We start from the raw sequence: 18548 nt of genomic DNA, 5'->3' as shown, positions 1-18548 counted from the left end.
CGGGCTACGCTGACGTGGTGGACAAGGTGTTCGCCGGGATCAGGCTTCGGAGACTGCGGGAAGAGCGCGGCCTCAGCCAGGTCGAGCTCGCCCGCATCCTGGCCATCTCGTCGAGCTATCTGAACCAGATCGAGCACGACGCGCGCCCGATGACGGTCACCGTGCTGGTGCGGTTGACCGAGGTGTTCGGTATCGATCCGGCGTTCTTCGCGCCCCGCGATACCGCCCGCCAGCTCGCCGAACTGCGGGAGGCACTTCCGGAAGTTGCGCCGGGAGTGCCACACCCGACGTCTGATCTGCAGCAGTTGGCGACCTCGATGCCGGAGGTGGCCGATGCCGTCATCGGGCTGTACCGGCGTTACCGCGACGCGATGGTGCAGCTCGAGGCGTTGACAGATACGCGGTCGGAGGGCCCGTCGTCGATGCCGCACGAGCATGTCCGGGATTTCTTCTACCGCCACCAGAACTATGTCGACGTGGTCGACCGGGAGGCCGAGGACCTGGCGGCAGAGATCGGCAAGCTCGGTGGTGGGCTCACCGGCAGCCTGCGGGCCCATCTGGACCAACGGCACGGTATCCGGGTCGTGACGGGTCGTCAGGAGCGCGATGGTGACCTGTACGCGTTCGACCCGTCGCGCGGGGTGCTGAGTCTGGCTGCCGATCTGCGCGAGGGACAGCAGGCGTTCCGGATGGCCACCCAGATCGCATTGCTCGACGCATCCGCCACGCTGGATCAGGTGCTCGATGCCGAGACCTGGCCGGATGACACGACGCGCGATCTGGCCCGGCTCGGTCTGGCCCACCATTTCGCCAGCGCGCTGATCCTGCCGTACACCACGTTCTACAACGCGGCCGAACGTTTCCGGTATGACGTGGAACTGCTGTCCGAACACTTCGACGTGGGGTACGAGACCATCGCGCACCGACTCAGCACGCTGCAGCGGCCGGGTCTGCGCGGTGTGCCGTTCATCCTGGTCCGCGTCGACAAGGCGGGCAACATCTCGAAACGGCAGTCGGCCACCGGATTTCACTTCTCACACACCGGCGGCACCTGTCCGCTGTGGAATGTCTATGACGCCTTCACCTCGCCGGGCACGGTCGACGTGCAGGTCTGCGAGATGCCGGACGGTCAGCGATACCTCTGGGTCGCCCGTACCGTGATCCGGCGTCGGGGTGGCCATGGCACGACGGCCAAGACCTACGTGGTCGGGCTGGGATGTGAACTGCGCCAGGCCGGACGACTGATCTACAGCAAGGGCCTGGACCTGGTGGACCCGGAGGTCGTACCCATCGGCCCGGGATGTCGGACCTGCGATCGCCAGCGTTGCCCGCAGCGCGCGGTCCCGCCGATCGGGCGGCAGTTGGCGGTGGACGCCACCCGGGGACGTTTTGTGCCCTACCCGCTGACCTTCCCGGGCAGACCCGACGAAAGTCGTTCGGCAGTACGCTAATTCAGGCTTTACCAAGCCCGAGGATGTCGTAGAAGCCCATGATGTGCTTGGTAACGAGCTCGGCCGCACCGTCACCGTCACCGCCGGCGATCGCATCGAGGATGAGCTGATGTTCGTCGGTGACCGCCCGCATGGTGGCCACCGGATCGTCGAGGTTCTCGAAACCCGCCACCATCGCCTGCCGCATGGCCTCGCGCATGGCGGCCATCATCGCCGCGGCGAGGCCGTTACCGGACAACTGCGCGATCCCGACGTGGAAGGCCGTGTCGAGGTCGTTGTACTCGGCGACGCTGTGCGGCCCACGCATCTGCGCGACAAGCCTGCGCAGTTCGGCCAGCTGCTCGCCGCCGGCCACTCCGGCGGCCTTGTGACAGGTCAACCGTTCCAGCATCAGCCGGGTCTCGATCATGTCGTCCTGGGTGAACGATGCCAGTTGCAGGTGGATGCGCAGGACCATTCCCATACCCGCGGTGCTGTCCTTGACGATCCGCGATCCCGAGGTCGGACCGGATCCGGTGCCGGCCTCGACGACGCCGATGGCCTCCAGGATGCGCAGCGCCTCCCGGACCGCTCCCCGGCTGACCCCGAGCGCCTCGGCGAACTGCCGTTCCGGCGGTAGCCGGTCACCGGCCTTGAGCTTGCCGGTGTTGAGCCGGTGCTCGATCTCGGCGACCACCTGCTCATGTGTGCGCAGGCGTGGGAGCGGGCGCCACTCGGATGACGTTGGCTCCGACACGTGTCCCTCTACCCCTGTCGCGGATTCGATCGTGGGTCAACTGTACCGACCACATCGTGGTTCGCCCGTGAACCGGGGAACAAGATCAGGGCTTCTGCGCGTCCCGGTGCACACCGAGCAGGTATTCGTAGGCCGGCGCGTTCACCCCGTTGGACTCGATCTCCTCGGCGGTGAGCTCGCGGCGCACCTTGGCAGGCACCCCGGCGACCATCGACCGCGGCGGCACGACCATGCGCTGGGGCACGACCGCGCCCGGCGCGATGAGGGATTGCGCGCCGATGACCGCGCCGTTGCCGATCACCGAGCCCATCCCGATCAGGCAGTCGTCCTCGACCGTGCACCCGTGCAGCACCGCGTTGTGCCCGATGGTGACCCGCGCACCGATCTTGACCGGGAATCCGGGATCGGTGTGGATGGTCACGCTGTCCTGCACATTGGAGCCGGCGCCCAGTTCGATCGGCTCGAACTCCGCGCGCAGCGTCGCCGAATACCAGACGCTGACGTTCGCCCCGAGGAGGACACTTCCGATCACCGCGGCATTCGGTGCCACCCAGGATGTGGCGGCCAGCTTCGGCGTCCGGTCGGGAAGGGCGATGATCAGCGGTTCTGCCATACAGCCGATTCTGCCCAACGGGCACCGGGCACCCGCCTCGGGGTTGCCGCCACACCTTTGCACATTAGAACAGCTAATCAATCATAAGAATACTTAGCTGTACTTGATCTGCTCAGGACCCTACCGTCAATCCCATGGCATCACCGCTGTTCATCGGATTCCTGACCACCATGGCGCTCATCGCCGCCATCGGCGCGCAGAACGCCTTTGTGCTGCGCCAGGGCATCCGCGGTGAGCATGTGGTGCCGGTGATCGCGCTGTGCACGGTGTCGGACCTGATTCTCATCGCGGCGGGGATCGCCGGTGTCGGGGCGTTGATCACCGCGCACCCCACCGCGGTGACCGTCGTGAAGATCGGCGGTGCGGCCTTCCTGCTCGGCTACGGCCTACTGGCGGCCCGGCGCGCGTGGCGGCCGGGCACACTCACCCCGGCCGAGGAAACCCCGGTCCGACTGATCGAGGTGCTCCTGACGGCGGCCGCACTGACCTGGCTGAACCCGCATGTCTATCTGGACACCGTGGTGCTGCTCGGGTCCCTGGCCAACGACCACGGCGATCAGCGCTGGTTGTTCGGCGCCGGCGCGGTCGCGGCCAGCGCGCTGTGGTTCACCGGTCTGGGCCTGGGCGCGCGCCGATTGGCCGGACTGTTCGCGAGCCCGTCCACCTGGCGGGTGCTCGACGGCATCATCGCCGTGGTGATGGTCGCCCTCGGTGTGTGGATGGCGTTCTCCTAGCGCCCTGAGTCGTTGACCCCCGGGTGGCAGTCATACTGGCTACCAACGGAATTCGCGACGGATCGGCGACTCAGGACACTACGGTCCCGCAGTTCACTATGGAGTTGTCAAGGTGCCGTTGAGCTTTGAGTTATGCAGCGGTGGGTAGGTCGGTCAAGGTGCGTCTGGCATGCGACCGCAGATGGTCGGGTTGGGGTCCTGTCGGGTCGTGTGGTGGGATGAACCAGGGGTGGCGGTCGCGGCCGAGGTAGACCTGCCAATCACTGTGGTGGATCAGGGTGTGGTGCATCCGGCACAACAGCACCCCGCCGTCCAGGCAGGTGGTCCCGCCTTCGCTCCATGGGACGATGTGGTGGGCATCGCACCACGACACCGGCCGCCCACACCCCGGAAACGCACACCCACCATCCCTAATCCCCAACGCTTTCCGGATATGTGGCGGGAACAGGCGTTCGCTGCGGCCGACATCCAGTGGGACGCCGGTGTGGTCGACGATGACTCTGGTCAGGGTGCTGTCGCACGCGATCAGATCGGCGGTAGCCGTGCTGACCGGGCCGGTGAACCCGAGCTGATCCACGCGCTCGTCGGTGTTGGTGCCGGTCTGTGGTGGCCGGATCAGGGTGACGTGCGGCAGCACGCCCCCGGACATCGGCCGATCCGAATGCGACAGATAGGTGCGCACGATCTGCCCGAGCGCATCCGCCCGGCGCCGCCCGGGCGACCGCGGATCCGGTGAACCGTCCGGCAGCAGGACCGGTCGGGTCAGTGGATCCGAGGCCGCCATGAACTCTTCTGCGGTCTGCTGATCCAGATCCAGGGTGATGGCCGTACGACCTTCACCGGTGCGCACCACGGTCATGACGTTGAGGTCGGCGTCCTCGGCCACCGGCACTGCCCGATCACCGGGTGACTGTTTCGCGGCCCGGTCAATGGCGATCGCCCGCGCCTTCTCGGCCACCTCGGCCGGGGTGGTCTTGATCATCAACTTGGTCACCACCGTAGCCCGATCCTCCTCGGACAACGGCACCCGACTGTGCACGTGGGCGACCCCGAGCCCGACCGCGTCGGCGAACTCGATCCCGACCCCGCCCAGGCGTTGTGCCCGGGTCAACGCCGCCAGATCCGGAGCCGCACGGCCAACCCGCACAGCCCGTTGCGCCGCACCCGGGGACATCCCGATCGAGGTGAGCAGGTCAGATCCGGATTTCAGGTGCTTACGCGCCGGCACCCCGAGCCGTTCGGCGGCGGCGACCGCGGACGCGATCACGAAGTCGAACAGATTCCGCGCGGTCACCGCCGCCACCAGCACTGACAACAGCGCAGGCTCATCCACGATCCGTGGACTGTCCAGCAGGTGAAATAGCGTCCGCCCCACGTCCTCGTCGGGCACCGCCGATGGCGTCAGATCATCGATCAACGTATTCAGAAGAGACTCAAGACAAGCGGCGTCCATCGCGGGACCCACCTTCCCCACCAGGCCATCACGACCCGCACCAGCCAGCACGGCCCAACCGCCCCGAAGGGTAGGGTCGAACCTTGTCGACGACTCATGTCGCCGGCGCGTGCTCACCGAAGTGGGAGCAACAGCAATTCGAACATATGTTCGATATTACGCCGGGTTTGCAACCGCGGCAAGGGAAATACTTAAGAACTTCGTGGCAGTTTCGGAGGGCGGCGAACAATCGCGTACCCGGGGTTGCCGCGCCGAATCCAACCCCGGGTACGCGAGTTTCGCCGAAGCAGGCACGCGGGTCATGCCTCAAGACACCGGCGACAACCCGCCGCCTGCACCCGATCACTTACCTCCCGGGTAATTGCCGTGCGTCGTACTCCAGCAGATGATTGCGCCATGAACGAGAACGTGAGGCCGCCAGTTCTGTTGCTACACGGGGTTTTCGGGAGTCCCAGCCTGATCGCACCGTGGACTCGCTTCCTCGAAGACGCCGGTTACCGGGTCCATGTGCCCACCTTTCCGGGCCGCGAGCCCACCGACGACCGGGTGCTCGAACGGACCGGCGTCGCGGAATGCCTCGCGGTGGCGCTGCGCGCCTACGACGAGATCGGCGAACCGGCCATCGTGATCGGGCACAGTTTCGGCGGCTTCGTCGCCCAGAAGGTCGCCGCCGCAAGGGATTGTGTCGCACTCGTGCTGCTCGCATCGGTACCGCCCGGGGTGTTGTGGCCCCAGGTCCGCTCGCTGCCGCACCTGTTTCCGGTGCTGCCCGCGATCATGGCAGGCAGGGCGTTTCGGCCGTCGGCGGCCACCATGCGGGCGGTGCCGTTGAACACCCTGCCGCCGGACGAGGCTGCGGCCCTGATCCCGCGGCTGGTACGCGACTCGGGCCGGGTGTTTCGCACCATGTCACTGGGATCGCCCATCATGCGGGTCCGGGCAGGCGAGGTGACGTGCCCGGTGCTGGTCGCGGCCGCCGGGGCGGATCGTAATGTGGCGCCGTGGATGTCACGCCGGATCGCCGCCCGGTACGGCGCCGAGCGCCATGACTATCCCGGTCTGCCGCATTGGATCATCGCAGAATCCGCACTGCCCCAAGTGGGTCCGCCGACACTGGAGTGGCTGGACCGCACGCTCAGAACATCGCGGTGAGACAGAACGGATGGCCCACCGGGTCGAGCAGCACACGCCACTTCGCCGGGTCGGGCTGCACGTCGGCCACGGTGGCGCCGAGGTCCACCAGCCGCCGCTGTTCGATGTCGAGGTCGTCGACCGACAGGTCGAGATGCAGTTGTTTGGGGACGGTGCCCGCCGGCCACGTCGGTGGGCGGTGGGCGGGGATACGTTCGGAGGTCAGCAACATCGCCGGTCCGGCGAGCACCACCAGGTCGGGCGTCGACCGCACCTCCTCATATCCGAGCGCAGCGCGATAAAAATCGCCCAGGGCGCGCGGGTCGGGGCAGTCGATCGCCACCGCACCCAGCCGGATACTCACGCCGAGATCACGCCGCGCATTGTTTCGGGTGTGCCTCACACAACGGGGTGACGCCCTTGAAGCGGTAACGGTGTTCGGCGACCCACCGGTAGACCCGCTCTTGCGACCTTCCGATGCCGGGCACGGTGTACACGACGAGCGGCAGTCGGGTGCCCAGCGCCGTCGCTACCGCGGCATTCATCGCCTTCGCACCGCCGTACACCGCTCCCGTCGAGTCGAGCCACCACACCGATTCCTTGAGCCGCTCGGCGTCCACGCCGACGCGTTCGATGACACCGGGTGCCTGCATGGGTTCGGTTCGCAACCTGCCGGTTCGGTCCATCCGCAGCAGTCGGTTGCGCACCCGGGTGCACATTCCACACTTTCCGTCGAAGATGAGTACACCGTCCATACCGGCGATTCTGCTCTCGCTCAGGGTGACCTGCCATAGCCCAGGGACGTGATGGAACTCGCAGCGTAGGGATGGCGCTCAGCGGGTACCCGCTGTGTCCGCTCGGTCTAGTGAAGGAACCCCATGCCGGAAACCCCCAGTCCGCCCTCCCCCGCCCCCGCTCAAGAGGTGTGGCCCGGTAAGGCGTATCCGCTGGGTGCGACCTATGACGGGTCCGGCACCAACTTCGCGCTGTTCAGCGAGGTCGCCGAGAAGGTCGAACTGTGCCTGTTCGATGCGGACGGCACCGAGACGCGGTTCCGGCTACCCGAGGTCGACGGTTTCATCTGGCACGGTTTCCTGCCGGCCGTCGAACCCGGACAGCGCTACGGCTACCGCGTGCACGGGCCGTACGACCCGGCCGCCGGGCACCGGTGTAACCCGAACAAGCTGCTGATCGACCCGTATGCCAAGGCCATCGACGGGGTGTTCCAGTGGGACCAGTCGCTGTTCGGCTACGACTTCGGCTACCCCGACAGCCGCAATGACGACGACTCGGCGGCCGGAATGCCCAAGTCGGTGGTGATCAACCCGTACTTCGACTGGGGTGTGGACCGCCCACCGCAACGCGAATACGCCGACAGCTTCATCTACGAGGCCCACGTCAAGGGGCTCACCGAGACCCACCCCGACATCCCCGAGGCCATCCGTGGCACCTACGCCGCGATCGGGCATCCCGCGATCATCGACCACCTGAAGTCACTCGGTGTGACCGCGATCGAGTTGATGCCGGTGCACCATTTCGCCAACGATTCGACGCTGATCGACAAGGGGCTGTCGAACTACTGGGGTTACAACACCATCGGTTTCTTCGCCCCGGACCCGAAGTACTCCAGCAGTTCCACACCCGGTGGGCAGGTCCAGGAGTTCAAGGCAATGGTCCGCACCCTGCACGAGGCGGGCATCGAGGTCATCCTGGACGTGGTCTACAACCACACCGCCGAGGGCAACCACCTGGGCCCGACGGTGTCCATGCGTGGCATCGACAATGCCGCCTACTACCGCCTTGTCGACGATGACAAGCGGTACTACATGGACTACACCGGCACCGGCAACAGCCTCAACGTGGGCCACCCGCATTCGCTGCAGCTGATCATGGATTCGCTGCGCTACTGGGTGACCGAGATGCATATCGACGGGTTCCGTTTCGACCTGGCTTCCACGCTGGCCCGCGAGTTCTACGACGTGGACAAGCTGTCGACGTTCTTCGAACTGGTGCAACAGGATCCGACGGTCAGCCAGGTCAAGCTGATCGCCGAGCCGTGGGACGTCGGCCCGGGTGGTTATCAGGTCGGCAACTTCCCGCCGCAGTGGACGGAGTGGAACGGCAAGTACCGCGACACCGTGCGCGACTTCTGGCGCGGCGAGGCGGCCAGCCTGGGCGAGTTCGCCTCCCGGTTGACCGGTTCGGCGGATCTCTATGAGCACACCGCGCGGCGTCCGGTCGCCTCCATCAACTTCGTCATCGCGCATGACGGGTTCACGCTGCGAGACCTGGTGTCCTACAACGACAAACACAATGACGCCAACGGCGAGGGCAACAACGACGGCGAGAGCCACAACCGCTCGTGGAACTGCGGTGTCGAAGGACCCACCGACGATCCGGAGATCCTGGCTCTGCGCGCCCAGCAGGAACGCAACTTCCTCACCACGCTGCTGCTGTCTCAGGGTGTGCCGATGATCTGTCACGGCGACGAACTGGGACGCACCCAGGGCGGCAACAACAACGGCTACTGCCAGGACAACGAGATCACCTGGGTGAACTGGGCCGATGCCGACGAGAAACTGTTGGCGTTCACGGCCAAGCTCGCCGCCCTGCGCGCCGAGCACCCGATCTTCCGGCGCCGCCGGTTCTTCACCGGCCGCCCGGTTCGGCAACGCGGATCCTCCGGGGTGCCGGACATCTCCTGGTTCCGGCCCGACGGTTCGGAGATGAACGACGAGGACTGGGACACCGGATTCGGCAAATCGGTGGCGATCTATCTGAACGGGCACGGGATCCCCGATCTCGACCCGCGCGGGCAGCGTGTCACCGATGACTCGTTTGTGGTGTGCTTCAACGGCCATCACGAGCCGATCGAATTCACGCTGCCCCCCACGGAGTTCGGCGATTCCTGGCTACCGGTCATCGACACTGCGACAGAAGCGGACCTCACCGAAGCGGTGACCGCAGGCGCGACCAGGAAGGTCGCAGCTCGGTCGGTCACGGTATTCCAGCAAGAGCAGGGATAGCTCAGTCTGCCCGGCCGGCCAGGCCTTCCAGTAACAGCCGGGTCACCCCGTCGGCGACGTCGGCCTCCGGACGGTAGGAGTCCACGACGTTGTGCAGCATCGCCGTCATCATCACGGCGCCGAAGATGGTGACCGCATCGGTGTCCGGGTCGACCAGCACCCGCAACGATCCGTCCTCGACACCGCTGCGCAGCACCCGCGCGATGGGGGCATAGAAGGCCTCTTGCACCGCCACGGTGAGCTCGGGAAGTCGGATCGCGCGGCCCAGGTCGCCGACCAGCGCCCGACTTGGACCGGCCCGCCGCATGGTGTGTTCGACCTGCACCCGGATGACCGCCGCCAACCGGTCCCGGCCTGTCCCTGGCGTGTCCGCCGCGGCGGCGACCTCCTCGGCGAGATGGCCGAGTGAGTCCTTGAGCAGGAAAGACAGGATCTGGTCCTTTCCGGCGAAGTAGTAGTAAAGGGTGGCCTTGGGCACGCCGGAGGCCTGTGCGATCTCCTCGATCTTGGTGTCCTGCAGTCCCTTGCTCGCAATGATGTCCGCCGCCGCGTAGAGGCGTTCTGCGACCGAGGCCGGCACCGCTCGTCCACTCTGGTCTGCCACCAGGCCAGCCTAATGGTTTAGGCTCCAAGCTTGTACTAAGAGTCTAAACTCTGAATCTTGGCGCAGGAGGGGCTGTGGACAGAACTGCCGATGTGGTCGTCGTCGGGTACGGGGCGGCCGGCGTGTGCGCAGCGATCGAGGCACGCTCCCACGGTGCCGACGTACTGGCCGTCGACCGGTTCAACGGGGGCGGCGCGACGCAGGTGTCCGGCGGGATCATCTACGCCGGCGCCGGCACCTGGGTACAACGTGAGGCCGGCTTCGAGGACAGCGCCGATGCGATGCTCGCCTACCTGCAGGCCGAAATCGGCGATGCCGTGACACCGGAGACGCTGCGGCGGTTCGTAGAAGGCAGTCCCGAGATGATCGACTGGCTGACCGGGCACGGCGTACCGTTCGAAGCCTCGCCGTGCCCGTACAAGACCTCGTTTCCCAACAACAAGTACTACCTCTACTATTCCGGAAGCGAGAACTCCGGGAAGTTCCGCAACATCACTGCACCGGTGCCGCGGGGCCACCGCGCCAAGGGTGCCGGCGCGTCGGGTCGCAGAATCTACCATCCGTTGGCCGAAGCGGCCGACCAACTCGGGGTACGAACCCAGTTCCACACCCGTGCAGTCGCATTACTCACAGACGGGGACGGCTCCGTCACGGGCGTGCGGGTCAGCACACTGGCCGCCGCACCACCTTCGGTGCGACGGCGGTTTCACACCTACTCCGCGCTCGCGGTGAAGCCCGGAATCTACTACCCGCCACTGCGCGCGGCAATGGAGAACCGGATGGCCGCTCTGGAACGACGACACAGCGAGGTGGTCGACATCCATGCCCGAAAAGCGGTCATCCTCAGCGCCGGCGGCTATATCGCCAACCGGGAATGGATAGCCGCCCATGCCCCTGCCTACCGAGATGGGCTGGCATTGGGCACCAGCGGCGATGATGGCAGCGGAATTCAGATTGCTCGTGAAATCGGCGCTGCTGCAGATCATCTGGATAACATCTCGGCGTGGCGATTCATCACGCCGCCGAGCTCGTTCCTCGGCGCACTGGTGGTCAACGCCCACGGTGAGCGATTCATCGACGAAACCCGGTACGGAGCCGCCGTGGGCAACGCGGTGGTGCGAAGCCAGGGCGGACGCGCGTGGATCCTGGCTGACCGAGCACTGTTGGCGCAGGCCCGTAAAGATCTTGCAGCTGAGGCAATCTGGTTTCAACGTCTGCAAATGGAGGCCATGCTGCGCGCGGACCGGGTCGAGGCGGAAACCTTGGCCGACGTCGCCGCAGCGGCGGGCGTCGAACCCGGCGGGTTGCTACGCACCGTCGAAGCCCACAACGGCGCCGCAGCAGCCGGAGAACCCGACCCGATGGGCAAACCTGCCGACTTCGTCCGACCGGTCGGCGCCGGCCCGTACTCGCTGATCTCGATCTCGGTGAAGCAGAGCCTGATCAACCCGTGCCCGATGTTCAGCCTCGGCGGACTGGTGGTCGACGAGGACTCGGGTGCGGTGAAAAGCATGGCCGGCGAACCGATCCCAGGCCTGTACGCGGCCGGACGCACCGCGATCGGACTCTGCGTCAACTCCTATGTCAGCGGGCTGTCGATCGCCGACTGCGTGTTCTCCGGACGACGCGCGGCCCGACACGCCGTTGGGGTGTGATCACCCCTTGCCCGCCGAGACGACGCCGCGCGGCAGCGTGAGCGGCAGATCAGCGTAGGTGGCGATGCCCGGTGCGGCGTCGACGACCGCGGCGATGGCGTGGATGGGTGGCATCGCCGTCATAATGTGGCCCAGGACGAAGAAGTCGTCGATGGAGGTAGCGGATTCGATCATGTCCACCGGCGGCAAGAAGCCGACCTGCATGTTGACCGTCGGTCGGCCGTCGATGGTGATCTTCCAACCGTCCCCGTCGATCTGCCAGTCCGGCTTCAGCGTCTGCCCCTTCTTCCACCGCACATTGACGTCGATGACGACCTTGCCATTGCGTACACCCTGCCAACTCGCCGCCACACCGGCGACGTGTCCGGCCGGGATGGTCCAGGACGCCATCACCAGATCCTCGGTGGTCTCGGCATATTCAGGGACACAGTTGATCTCGTCGAGTTCGATGCCGACGGCATCGGCGACCAGCTGCACTGCCTCGGCGAACACCGCGGTGCCCTTGGCCGCCATCGGTTGCAGGTTCGGGTCATCGATGGCCGCACCGAATCCCACCGGGCGCTCGGTATCCGGTGAGTCGTAGAGCGTGGTGTCCGCGGTTTCGGTGATGGTGATCTTGTCGATACGGTCGCACGCATTGGCCGCGACGATGGCCAGCAGTTCGGCGAATCCGGGGCTCACCCCGGAACCGAACAGCGTGGATCCGCCTTTCTGACAGGCTTCTTCGAGCCGCGCACGATCCTCGCCCAGATTGTGGCCGGTGATGAACGAGGCCGACGCGACGACGTTGACCCCGGCCGACAGGATGCGCACGAGCTCGTCGACGTCGTTCCACATGGGGTTGTAGACGACGCAGTCCGGTTTGAGGGCGAGCAGCGCGTCGGCATCGTTGGTGGCCGCGACGCCGAGCGGTTCGATCCCGACAAGCTCACCGGCATCGCGGCCGGCCTTGTCCTCCGACCATGCATAGAGACCGACGAGTTCGTAGTTCGGATTGGCCGCGATGGCCTGTACCGAACTCTTGCCGACATTACCGGTTGTCCACTGGACAACCCGATAGGGGGTGTTTGGCATGTGCACAGCATAGGAATCGCGACGCGGTTTCGGGGCATTTTTCGCCGACCGGAAAAAAATCGTGGATAGGCTGTGCCGATGGCCGTCCCGAGCAGCGCAGACACCCCGCGTCGGCCGCGCGGCCGGCCGGCCAAGATCGGGCGCGACCAGATCGTCGCGGCCACCCGCAACGTCGCACCACAGGATCTGTCGATGCAGGCGGTTGCCGACGCGCTCGGGGTGAGCCGTAAGGCGCTGCACTATTACGTCGGCGACCGGCAGGGCCTGTTGTCCCTGGTGGTCACCGACCGGTTCGAGGCGCAGTTGGCCGCCGTCGAGCTGCCCAGCCATGCAGACTGGGCTGCGGTGATGCGCAGCTACGCGCGGGCATTCCGGGAGGGCCTGATCCAGATCGGCGTCGCGATCGAGCACACCACCCTGCAGGGTGCGGGCGCGACGGCGGCGCTGGGCCTGGCCGAACGTGTCATCGCCGTCCTGCTCAAGGCCGGATTCGCGGCACCCGACGCACAAAAGGCTCTGACGGCGGTCGCCGGTATCGCACAGACCGCAGCGCAGACAGCCCTGCAGGCCGCCGCCGGCCAACACGATTACGGGGCCGAAACGCGTGCCGCGCTCGACGAGGCCGTCCCCGAGCAGTACCCGGCGCTGCGGACGGTGCTGGCCGGTCCCGCGCCCACACCGTCGGAGCAGTTCGAGTTCGAGCTGGACGTGGTGATCGCGGGGATGGCAACTCTGACCCGTGCGCCGAGTGGCCGGTTATGACACCGTTTCAGCCCGCCGGACCGTGTGCAATTACCGGCCACTGGACGGTTTAGCGGCACACCTTTCGGGCTACCGCTCCACACATGGCTAAGTCACCTACCGAAGGCATCATCGACGACGCGGCGGAGGGCGATATCGTCGCTCTGCAGGATCGCGCCGGCGTCTACAAGGTGGTTCACAAGGAGCCTGTCGACGCGGGTTTCCTGGTCACCTTCGAAGGCGATGACGGCGAGACGTTCCAACTCGAACTGGCGGCGGGCACCCCGGCGCAGCGGTCGTTGGAATCCAAGTGGGAGTCGGCCCAGAGCCCGACACCCTGATCGTGAGCAGCTCGTGGAAACCGTCGAGTACGCCCCCGGGCGGTCGGCTGACGTTTTCGGCATGACCGCACCGATCACGGCACTGCTGTGGCACGGCACGCAGACCGACTCACGGGCGGCCGTCCGCAATCTGGCCGCGGCACTTGCCGTCCGGGAGGTCGGCGTCATCGCTCCGGATTGGGACTCGCACGCACCCGATGGCGGACGTTCAGATTTGTTGGCCTCGGCACGTTTCGCGGGGCAGCGTGCCTCAGATGCCGGTCTCATCGTCGTCGGCTGGTCGCTGGGCGGTGTCGCCGCGGCAGGGTTGACACTGCGCGCCTCCGAACTGGATATCCCGGTGGCGCACACCACCTGTCTCGGCGGAGCATTCTGGGCCGATGACCCGATTTCCAGCGGTCCGATACCAGCCGGACCACCCGCCGGAGCCCTGCCGACTCCATTCACCTTGCTCACCGGCGATGCCGATGAGGTGGTCCCGGCCACAGCCGCCATCGAGTTCGCTGCGAAACTACGTGTCATCGGCTGGCCCGCCGAGGTCGTCGAACTGGCCGCCGATCACGGATCGATCGCCGGTGCCGGCTATGACACCGCAAACGACCGGTACGAGGCGGCCGACGATCCGCAGACCATCGTTGTCGCCGACACGGTCGCGGAGTTGATCACCGTCCGGGCCTCGCTGCGGCTCAGTGAACCGGCGTTCCGCCGGCCGGACTCGGCTGTGACGCCGTGAAGAACGCCGTCACCACGGCCACCGCACCGATGATGGCGGCGGCCACGAAGGCCGCGTGTACACCGAGCATATCGGGAGCACCGCCGGATGCGGACGCCCTGGCCATGACCGTGATGAACAGCGCGGTACCGGCCGCCCCGGCCACCTGCTGCAGGGTCGTCATGATGGCGCTGCCGTGCGAGTACAGCCGGTCGGGCAGGACACCGAGCGCGTCGGTCATCAGTGGTGTGAACATCATCGCCAGGCCGACCATCATGATCGTCTGCAGCACAATGAGTTCCCAGATGGGCGTGGTCGCGGAGAGCATCGCGAAACCGCACAACGCCAGGAACAACATGATCGAACCCGGCACCACCAACCGTCGTGCGCCGTGGCGGTCGTACACCCGGCCGACCAACGGGCCCGCCACACCCATCAGCAGCCCGCCGGGAAGGCTCGTGAGACCGGCGATCAGCGCACTCTGACCGAGCACATCCTGCACATACAGCGGAATCATGATGATGGCACCGAACAGTCCCATGAACCCGATGACCACCAGGGCCACCGACACCGAGAACCGCCGATAGGTGAACGGGCTCAGGTCCAGGAAGGCGCGGTCGATGCGCTGGAGCTGAATCTGCCTGACACCGAAGAGCACCATCGCGACCGCACCGACCGTCAGCGGTATCCAGGCCGGGATGCCCTGGCCGCCGTGCCCACCCAACTCCGAGAGCCCGAACACCAAGCCTGCGAACGCGATTGCCGACAGCGGGACCGAGAGCGTGTCGATCGGTGTGGGTTGTTCACGTTCATCGGCCACCCGCAACCAGACCAACCCGGCGGCGAACGCCGCCAGCGCGATCGGCAGCACGATCCAGAACGTCCAGCGCCAGTTCAGCGACCCGAGGATGAACCCGGACAGTGTGGGCCCGACCGCCGGCGCCACCGCGATCACGATCGAGATGGTGCCCATCGTCTGGCCGCGGCGATCGGCGGGGATGAGTTTCATGACCGTGGTCATCAATAGCGGCACCATGACGGCGGTGCCACAGGCCTGCACGATGCGACCGGCCAGCAGGACCGGGAATCCCGGCGCCAGCGCCGAGATCAGGGTGCCGGCGCTGAACAGCGACATCGCCGCCACGAAGATGGTCCGAACCGGGAACCGTTGCAGCAGCGAGCCGGACATCGGGATGACAACGGCCATGGTCAGCAGGAATCCACTGGTGAGCCATTGCGCCGTGCGGGCGGCGATATCCAGGTCGACAATCAGCACGGGTAGCGCGACGCTCATGATCGTCTCGTTGAGGATCATGACAAACGCCGAGGACACCAACAGCGCGATGACGACGCCCGCGCTCGGCGGCGCCTTCGGCGTTGTCGTGGCGCGACTGATCGGCCCGGTACTCAATGCACACTCCCTGGATTGCCGCACATAGTTAGTGCGCCTACCCAGGGTAGGCGTGCCGGCCCGGGTCGGGAAATCCATTTACCGATGGCCCGCGATGCCGTTGATCACCCAGCGGCCACATAGTGTTGAAGGACCGGACGGGGAGGATGCGTGGGAATGTCGAAGGGGATCAGGTTTCTCCTGGCGTGGACCGCCACGGCGGTACTGGGCGCGCTGTCCCCGATGTCTGCGGCGGCCCAGCCGGCGCAATCACAGTTGATCACCGTGCAGGCGCCGACCGCCGACTCCCCGGTCGGGACGCTGACCGCGTATGAACTCGTCGGCGACGACTGGCAGCAGATTCTCGGTCCCATCCCCGCCGACCTCGGCGAGCTGGGTGTCGGCCAACCGCAGGACGATGTCTTCCGCACGCCCGTCGGCACCTTCCCGCTCGGGATGGCGTTCGGTCGCGAACCCAATCCCGGGACCGCGCTGCCCTATACCCGTGTTGATGACCAGGATTGGTGGGACGAGGACGTCGACTCCCCCACCTACAACACCCTCGTACGGTCGCCCACGATCCCGTCGGAGGACGCTGAGAACCTCGGGACTTCAGGCGTGATCTATGACTACGCGGTGCTGATCGACCACAACCCCGCCCGGATCCCGGGGCGCTCAGCGGGCATCTTCCTGCACGTCACCGACGGCGAACCCACCTGGGGTTGCATCGCGGTCGGACGCGATGACATGCGCACGCTGCTGCAATGGCTCGACCCGGCCGCCTCACCGCGCATCACGATCGGAGTCGGCACCCAGCCGCCACCCGGTTGATCTGTCACAGAGCGCACCGGTCATCCCCCAAACGAACGGACGGTGACTGTTTACTCCCACCGTGATGCCGGGTAACCCCGCATCAACGCAAAGGAGGTCAATGACGTGCACACCGGCAAGCACGCGCGGCGGACGCCGATCAGCACGACGATCAGCCTCACGATCTCCTTTGCCGTGGCTTTCGCTGCCGTCGTGACCGCCCTGGTGATGCAGACCGCGGAGTCCGCGCAGAGCGCCCACCCGCACGATCCTGCGCCTGCCCCGATCGCCAATGCCGTGCAGCCGGTCATGCAGGACGGTCGGCTGATCGCCGTGTCGCCGACGTCGCTGACCGCGATGGGCGCCGACGGAGTCGCCCGGACGTTCCTCCTCGACAACCAGACACACGGCATCACCGCGGCCGGCAGTCAGATGGGTGACACGGCGGCCGCCTTCGCGGTCAACGACGAAGTCTCGATCATCGGGGTGGCCCGCGGTGATAGCACCATCGCCACGACGGTGGCCCACCGCGACGCCGCGGCCCTCAACGGGCCGCCGATGGACTACGCGCTGCCCTGATCCGGCGATGACGCGGCAGCGACCGCCCGGTCGCGCCGTTGGACGAGCCACCACAGCACTACACCGGCGGCCAAAATCGAAAGCGCGATACCGAGTTCGAGAACACCGCCGTATCCGGTGATGGAGAATCCGGTGGCGCCGACCACCAGCAGGATGCCCAGCAGGGTGGCCAACCCGATCGACAGCGGCACGAACACCTGCGGCAGCCGGATGGGCCGCGATGCCTCGGGGCGGTCCTTGCGTAGCAGCGCGAACCCGGCGACGGCCAGCACATGGGCCAGGATGTAGCCGAGGTTGCCCGTCACGATGATCGCCAACGGCTGCTGAAGCACCACCAGCAGAACGACATTGAGCACCAGCATGACGTTGAGCGCCCGCACCGGCACACCACGACGGTTCAGCTTGCCCATCGACCGGACGGTGATGCCCTCCTTACCCATGTTGAACAGCACGCGCGAGGCATCCGCGACCGAGGTCAACATCACCAGCACCAGCGATGCGATCAGGCACAGCACCATCACATCCGCACCGGCACCGGTCAATTGGGAGAAGCTGGCCACGAAGAAAGTCGACGGGTCCTCGCCGATGGCCTGTTCACCGGCGAAACCGCCCAGCGTCAGTGGCACCAGGAAGAAGACACCCAGGCAGAACAGCGCCGAGGCGCGGATCGCGCGTGAGGTGTCGGCCACCGGATCGCGGTACTCCGAGGCGAAGGTGGCGCACACCTCGATACCCAGTGTCGTCCAAGCCATCACGTAGAGCCACACGATCGCGGTGTGCAGGCCTTCCAGCCCGTGCAGTTTCCAGGTCAGATCCATCGGCGCCCAGTCGGCACTGAAGAGCGGGAAGAAGATGAACACCGCCAGCGGGATCATCAGGATGGCGGCGGTGACGTAGACGAAGGCCATGGTGACGCGGACGCCAATGATGTTGATGCCGTACAGCACGAAGATGACGACCAGACCGACGAGGATCGGGAAGCTCAGGTGGAGCGGACCGAGGTCGACCGCCCACTGCGTGTCGGGAAACCACTGTGATTGCACCAGAAGGCCGGTGAACGATCCGTAGGTAGCCAGGTTGGAGCCCCACGGCAGCCAATAGCCCACGCCGGCCAGCGGCGCGAACCACGGGACGCGCTTCTTCCAGGCCTCGGCGGCGTACCCGGAGATGCCGCCGGAGGCATTCGGGAACATCGCCGCCAGTTCGATGTAGATCCAATTCACCGCCAACGAGATGGCCATCGAGATCGCCCAGAGGATTGCCGCGCCCCAGCCACCGAGCCCGGCGATCGACGCGCCCAACGTCGCGACCAGCGCGGCGGGCATCGTCATGGCCATCGCGAAGCCGTCGAACCAACGCATCTTCCGCGGCAACACCTCGTCCACCGAGTGCAGCGCGGTGGCGTCATCCTTGGTCGCCATGTGAACCTCCAGTGCTTGATGCTGAGTCCTCGACATCGATGTCGGGTGTTGATGTCGGCACAGCTCCGATGGATCAG

19 protein-coding genes are annotated in these 18548 nt (G+C 66.3%); 10 read left to right on the top strand and 9 right to left on the bottom strand.

Annotated features, from left to right (window positions below; translation table 11 throughout):
• Positions 1-17 precede the first annotated feature (17 nt).
• Positions 18-1451, top strand: a complete 1434-nt coding sequence (locus ACLBYA_RS06280; protein WP_447708488.1) for a short-chain fatty acyl-CoA regulator family protein — start codon at positions 18-20, stop codon at positions 1449-1451.
• A gap of 1 nt (position 1452) precedes the next feature.
• On the opposite strand, the gene ACLBYA_RS06275 is transcribed toward ACLBYA_RS06280, so the two are convergent.
• Positions 1453-2187, bottom strand: a complete 735-nt coding sequence (locus ACLBYA_RS06275; RefSeq protein ID WP_447708487.1) for a FadR/GntR family transcriptional regulator — start codon at positions 2185-2187, stop codon at positions 1453-1455.
• 85 nt (positions 2188-2272) lie between these two features.
• Positions 2273-2800 carry a gamma carbonic anhydrase family protein gene (locus ACLBYA_RS06270; RefSeq protein WP_447708486.1) on the bottom strand — a complete coding sequence of 176 codons (528 nt, stop codon included), beginning with the start codon at positions 2798-2800 and terminating at the stop codon, positions 2273-2275.
• 134 nt (positions 2801-2934) lie between these two features.
• Between ACLBYA_RS06270 and lysE the strand changes: the two genes are divergently transcribed.
• Complete coding sequence (gene lysE, locus ACLBYA_RS06265) at positions 2935-3534, top strand: L-lysine exporter (protein ID WP_447708485.1); 600 nt, start codon at positions 2935-2937, stop codon at positions 3532-3534.
• Between the two features lie 130 nt (positions 3535-3664).
• On the opposite strand, the gene ACLBYA_RS06260 is transcribed toward lysE, so the two are convergent.
• Positions 3665-4951, bottom strand: coding sequence for a DUF222 domain-containing protein (locus tag ACLBYA_RS06260; protein WP_447708484.1), 1287 nt, complete (start codon positions 4949-4951; stop codon positions 3665-3667).
• Between the two features lie 432 nt (positions 4952-5383).
• On the opposite strand from ACLBYA_RS06260, the gene ACLBYA_RS06255 reads away from it, so the two are divergent.
• Complete coding sequence (locus ACLBYA_RS06255; RefSeq protein WP_447708483.1) at positions 5384-6139, top strand: alpha/beta hydrolase; 756 nt, start codon at positions 5384-5386, stop codon at positions 6137-6139.
• Here the strand turns inward: ACLBYA_RS06255 and ACLBYA_RS06250 are convergent.
• Together ACLBYA_RS06250 and ACLBYA_RS06245 are read right to left on the bottom strand one after the other, a co-directional pair.
• On the bottom strand, positions 6123-6482 hold the full coding sequence (locus tag ACLBYA_RS06250) for a VOC family protein (protein ID WP_447708482.1): 360 nt from the start codon (positions 6480-6482) through the stop codon (positions 6123-6125). The genes ACLBYA_RS06255 and ACLBYA_RS06250 overlap by 17 nt on opposite strands.
• A 7-nt stretch (positions 6483-6489) precedes the next feature.
• The gene (locus tag ACLBYA_RS06245) at positions 6490-6873 is read right to left on the bottom strand and encodes a thiol-disulfide oxidoreductase DCC family protein (RefSeq protein ID WP_447708481.1); all 384 of its coding nucleotides are present in this window, start codon (positions 6871-6873) and stop codon (positions 6490-6492) included.
• Positions 6874-6996: 123 nt separating this feature from the next.
• Here ACLBYA_RS06245 and glgX point away from each other — a divergent pair, with 123 nt between their 5' ends.
• Positions 6997-9144 carry a glycogen debranching protein GlgX gene (gene glgX, locus ACLBYA_RS06240; protein WP_447708480.1) on the top strand — a complete coding sequence of 716 codons (2148 nt, stop codon included), beginning with the start codon at positions 6997-6999 and terminating at the stop codon, positions 9142-9144.
• Position 9145: 1 nt separating this feature from the next.
• Here the strand turns inward: glgX and ACLBYA_RS06235 are convergent, their stop codons facing one another.
• Positions 9146-9748 carry a TetR/AcrR family transcriptional regulator gene (locus ACLBYA_RS06235; protein ID WP_447708479.1) on the bottom strand — a complete coding sequence of 201 codons (603 nt, stop codon included), beginning with the start codon at positions 9746-9748 and terminating at the stop codon, positions 9146-9148.
• 74 nt (positions 9749-9822) lie between these two features.
• Here ACLBYA_RS06235 and ACLBYA_RS06230 point away from each other — a divergent pair, with 74 nt between their 5' ends.
• Complete coding sequence (locus tag ACLBYA_RS06230; protein ID WP_447708478.1) at positions 9823-11403, top strand: FAD-binding protein; 1581 nt, start codon at positions 9823-9825, stop codon at positions 11401-11403.
• Here the strand turns inward: ACLBYA_RS06230 and ACLBYA_RS06225 are convergent, their stop codons facing one another.
• Positions 11404-12477, bottom strand: coding sequence for an NAD(P)H-dependent amine dehydrogenase family protein (locus tag ACLBYA_RS06225; RefSeq protein ID WP_447708477.1), 1074 nt, complete (start codon positions 12475-12477; stop codon positions 11404-11406).
• Positions 12478-12555: 78 nt separating this feature from the next.
• On the opposite strand from ACLBYA_RS06225, the gene ACLBYA_RS06220 reads away from it, so the two are divergent.
• From ACLBYA_RS06220 to ACLBYA_RS06210, 3 genes are all read left to right on the top strand, one after another.
• Positions 12556-13239 (top strand): TetR/AcrR family transcriptional regulator, encoded by a 684-nt coding sequence (locus ACLBYA_RS06220; RefSeq protein WP_447708476.1) that lies wholly within the window; start codon positions 12556-12558, stop codon positions 13237-13239.
• Positions 13240-13322: 83 nt separating this feature from the next.
• The gene (locus ACLBYA_RS06215; RefSeq protein WP_447708475.1) at positions 13323-13559 is read left to right on the top strand and encodes a hypothetical protein; all 237 of its coding nucleotides are present in this window, start codon (positions 13323-13325) and stop codon (positions 13557-13559) included.
• Positions 13560-13620: 61 nt separating this feature from the next.
• Positions 13621-14292, top strand: coding sequence for an alpha/beta fold hydrolase (locus tag ACLBYA_RS06210; protein ID WP_447708474.1), 672 nt, complete (start codon positions 13621-13623; stop codon positions 14290-14292).
• On the opposite strand, the gene ACLBYA_RS06205 is transcribed toward ACLBYA_RS06210, so the two are convergent.
• A complete protein-coding gene (locus ACLBYA_RS06205) occupies positions 14246-15682 on the bottom strand; it encodes a DHA2 family efflux MFS transporter permease subunit (protein ID WP_447708473.1) in 1437 nt (478 codons plus the stop codon). The genes ACLBYA_RS06210 and ACLBYA_RS06205 overlap by 47 nt on opposite strands.
• A 156-nt stretch (positions 15683-15838) precedes the next feature.
• Here ACLBYA_RS06205 and ACLBYA_RS06200 point away from each other — a divergent pair, with 156 nt between their 5' ends.
• Positions 15839-16492 carry a L,D-transpeptidase family protein gene (locus ACLBYA_RS06200; RefSeq protein ID WP_447708665.1) on the top strand — a complete coding sequence of 218 codons (654 nt, stop codon included), beginning with the start codon at positions 15839-15841 and terminating at the stop codon, positions 16490-16492.
• A 105-nt stretch (positions 16493-16597) separates the two neighbouring features.
• Positions 16598-17050 (top strand): hypothetical protein, encoded by a 453-nt coding sequence (locus tag ACLBYA_RS06195; RefSeq protein WP_447708472.1) that lies wholly within the window; start codon positions 16598-16600, stop codon positions 17048-17050.
• On the opposite strand, the gene ACLBYA_RS06190 is transcribed toward ACLBYA_RS06195, so the two are convergent.
• Positions 17035-18471: an APC family permease gene (locus ACLBYA_RS06190; protein WP_447708471.1), complete on the bottom strand. Its 1437-nt coding sequence runs from the start codon at positions 18469-18471 to the stop codon at positions 17035-17037. The genes ACLBYA_RS06195 and ACLBYA_RS06190 overlap by 16 nt on opposite strands.
• Positions 18472-18548 lie beyond the last annotated feature (77 nt).

This window comes from Mycobacterium sp. C31M, from assembly GCF_053345865.1.
Note: the sequence above shows the minus strand (reverse complement) of the source record. Positions and strands in the feature narration are given on the sequence as shown.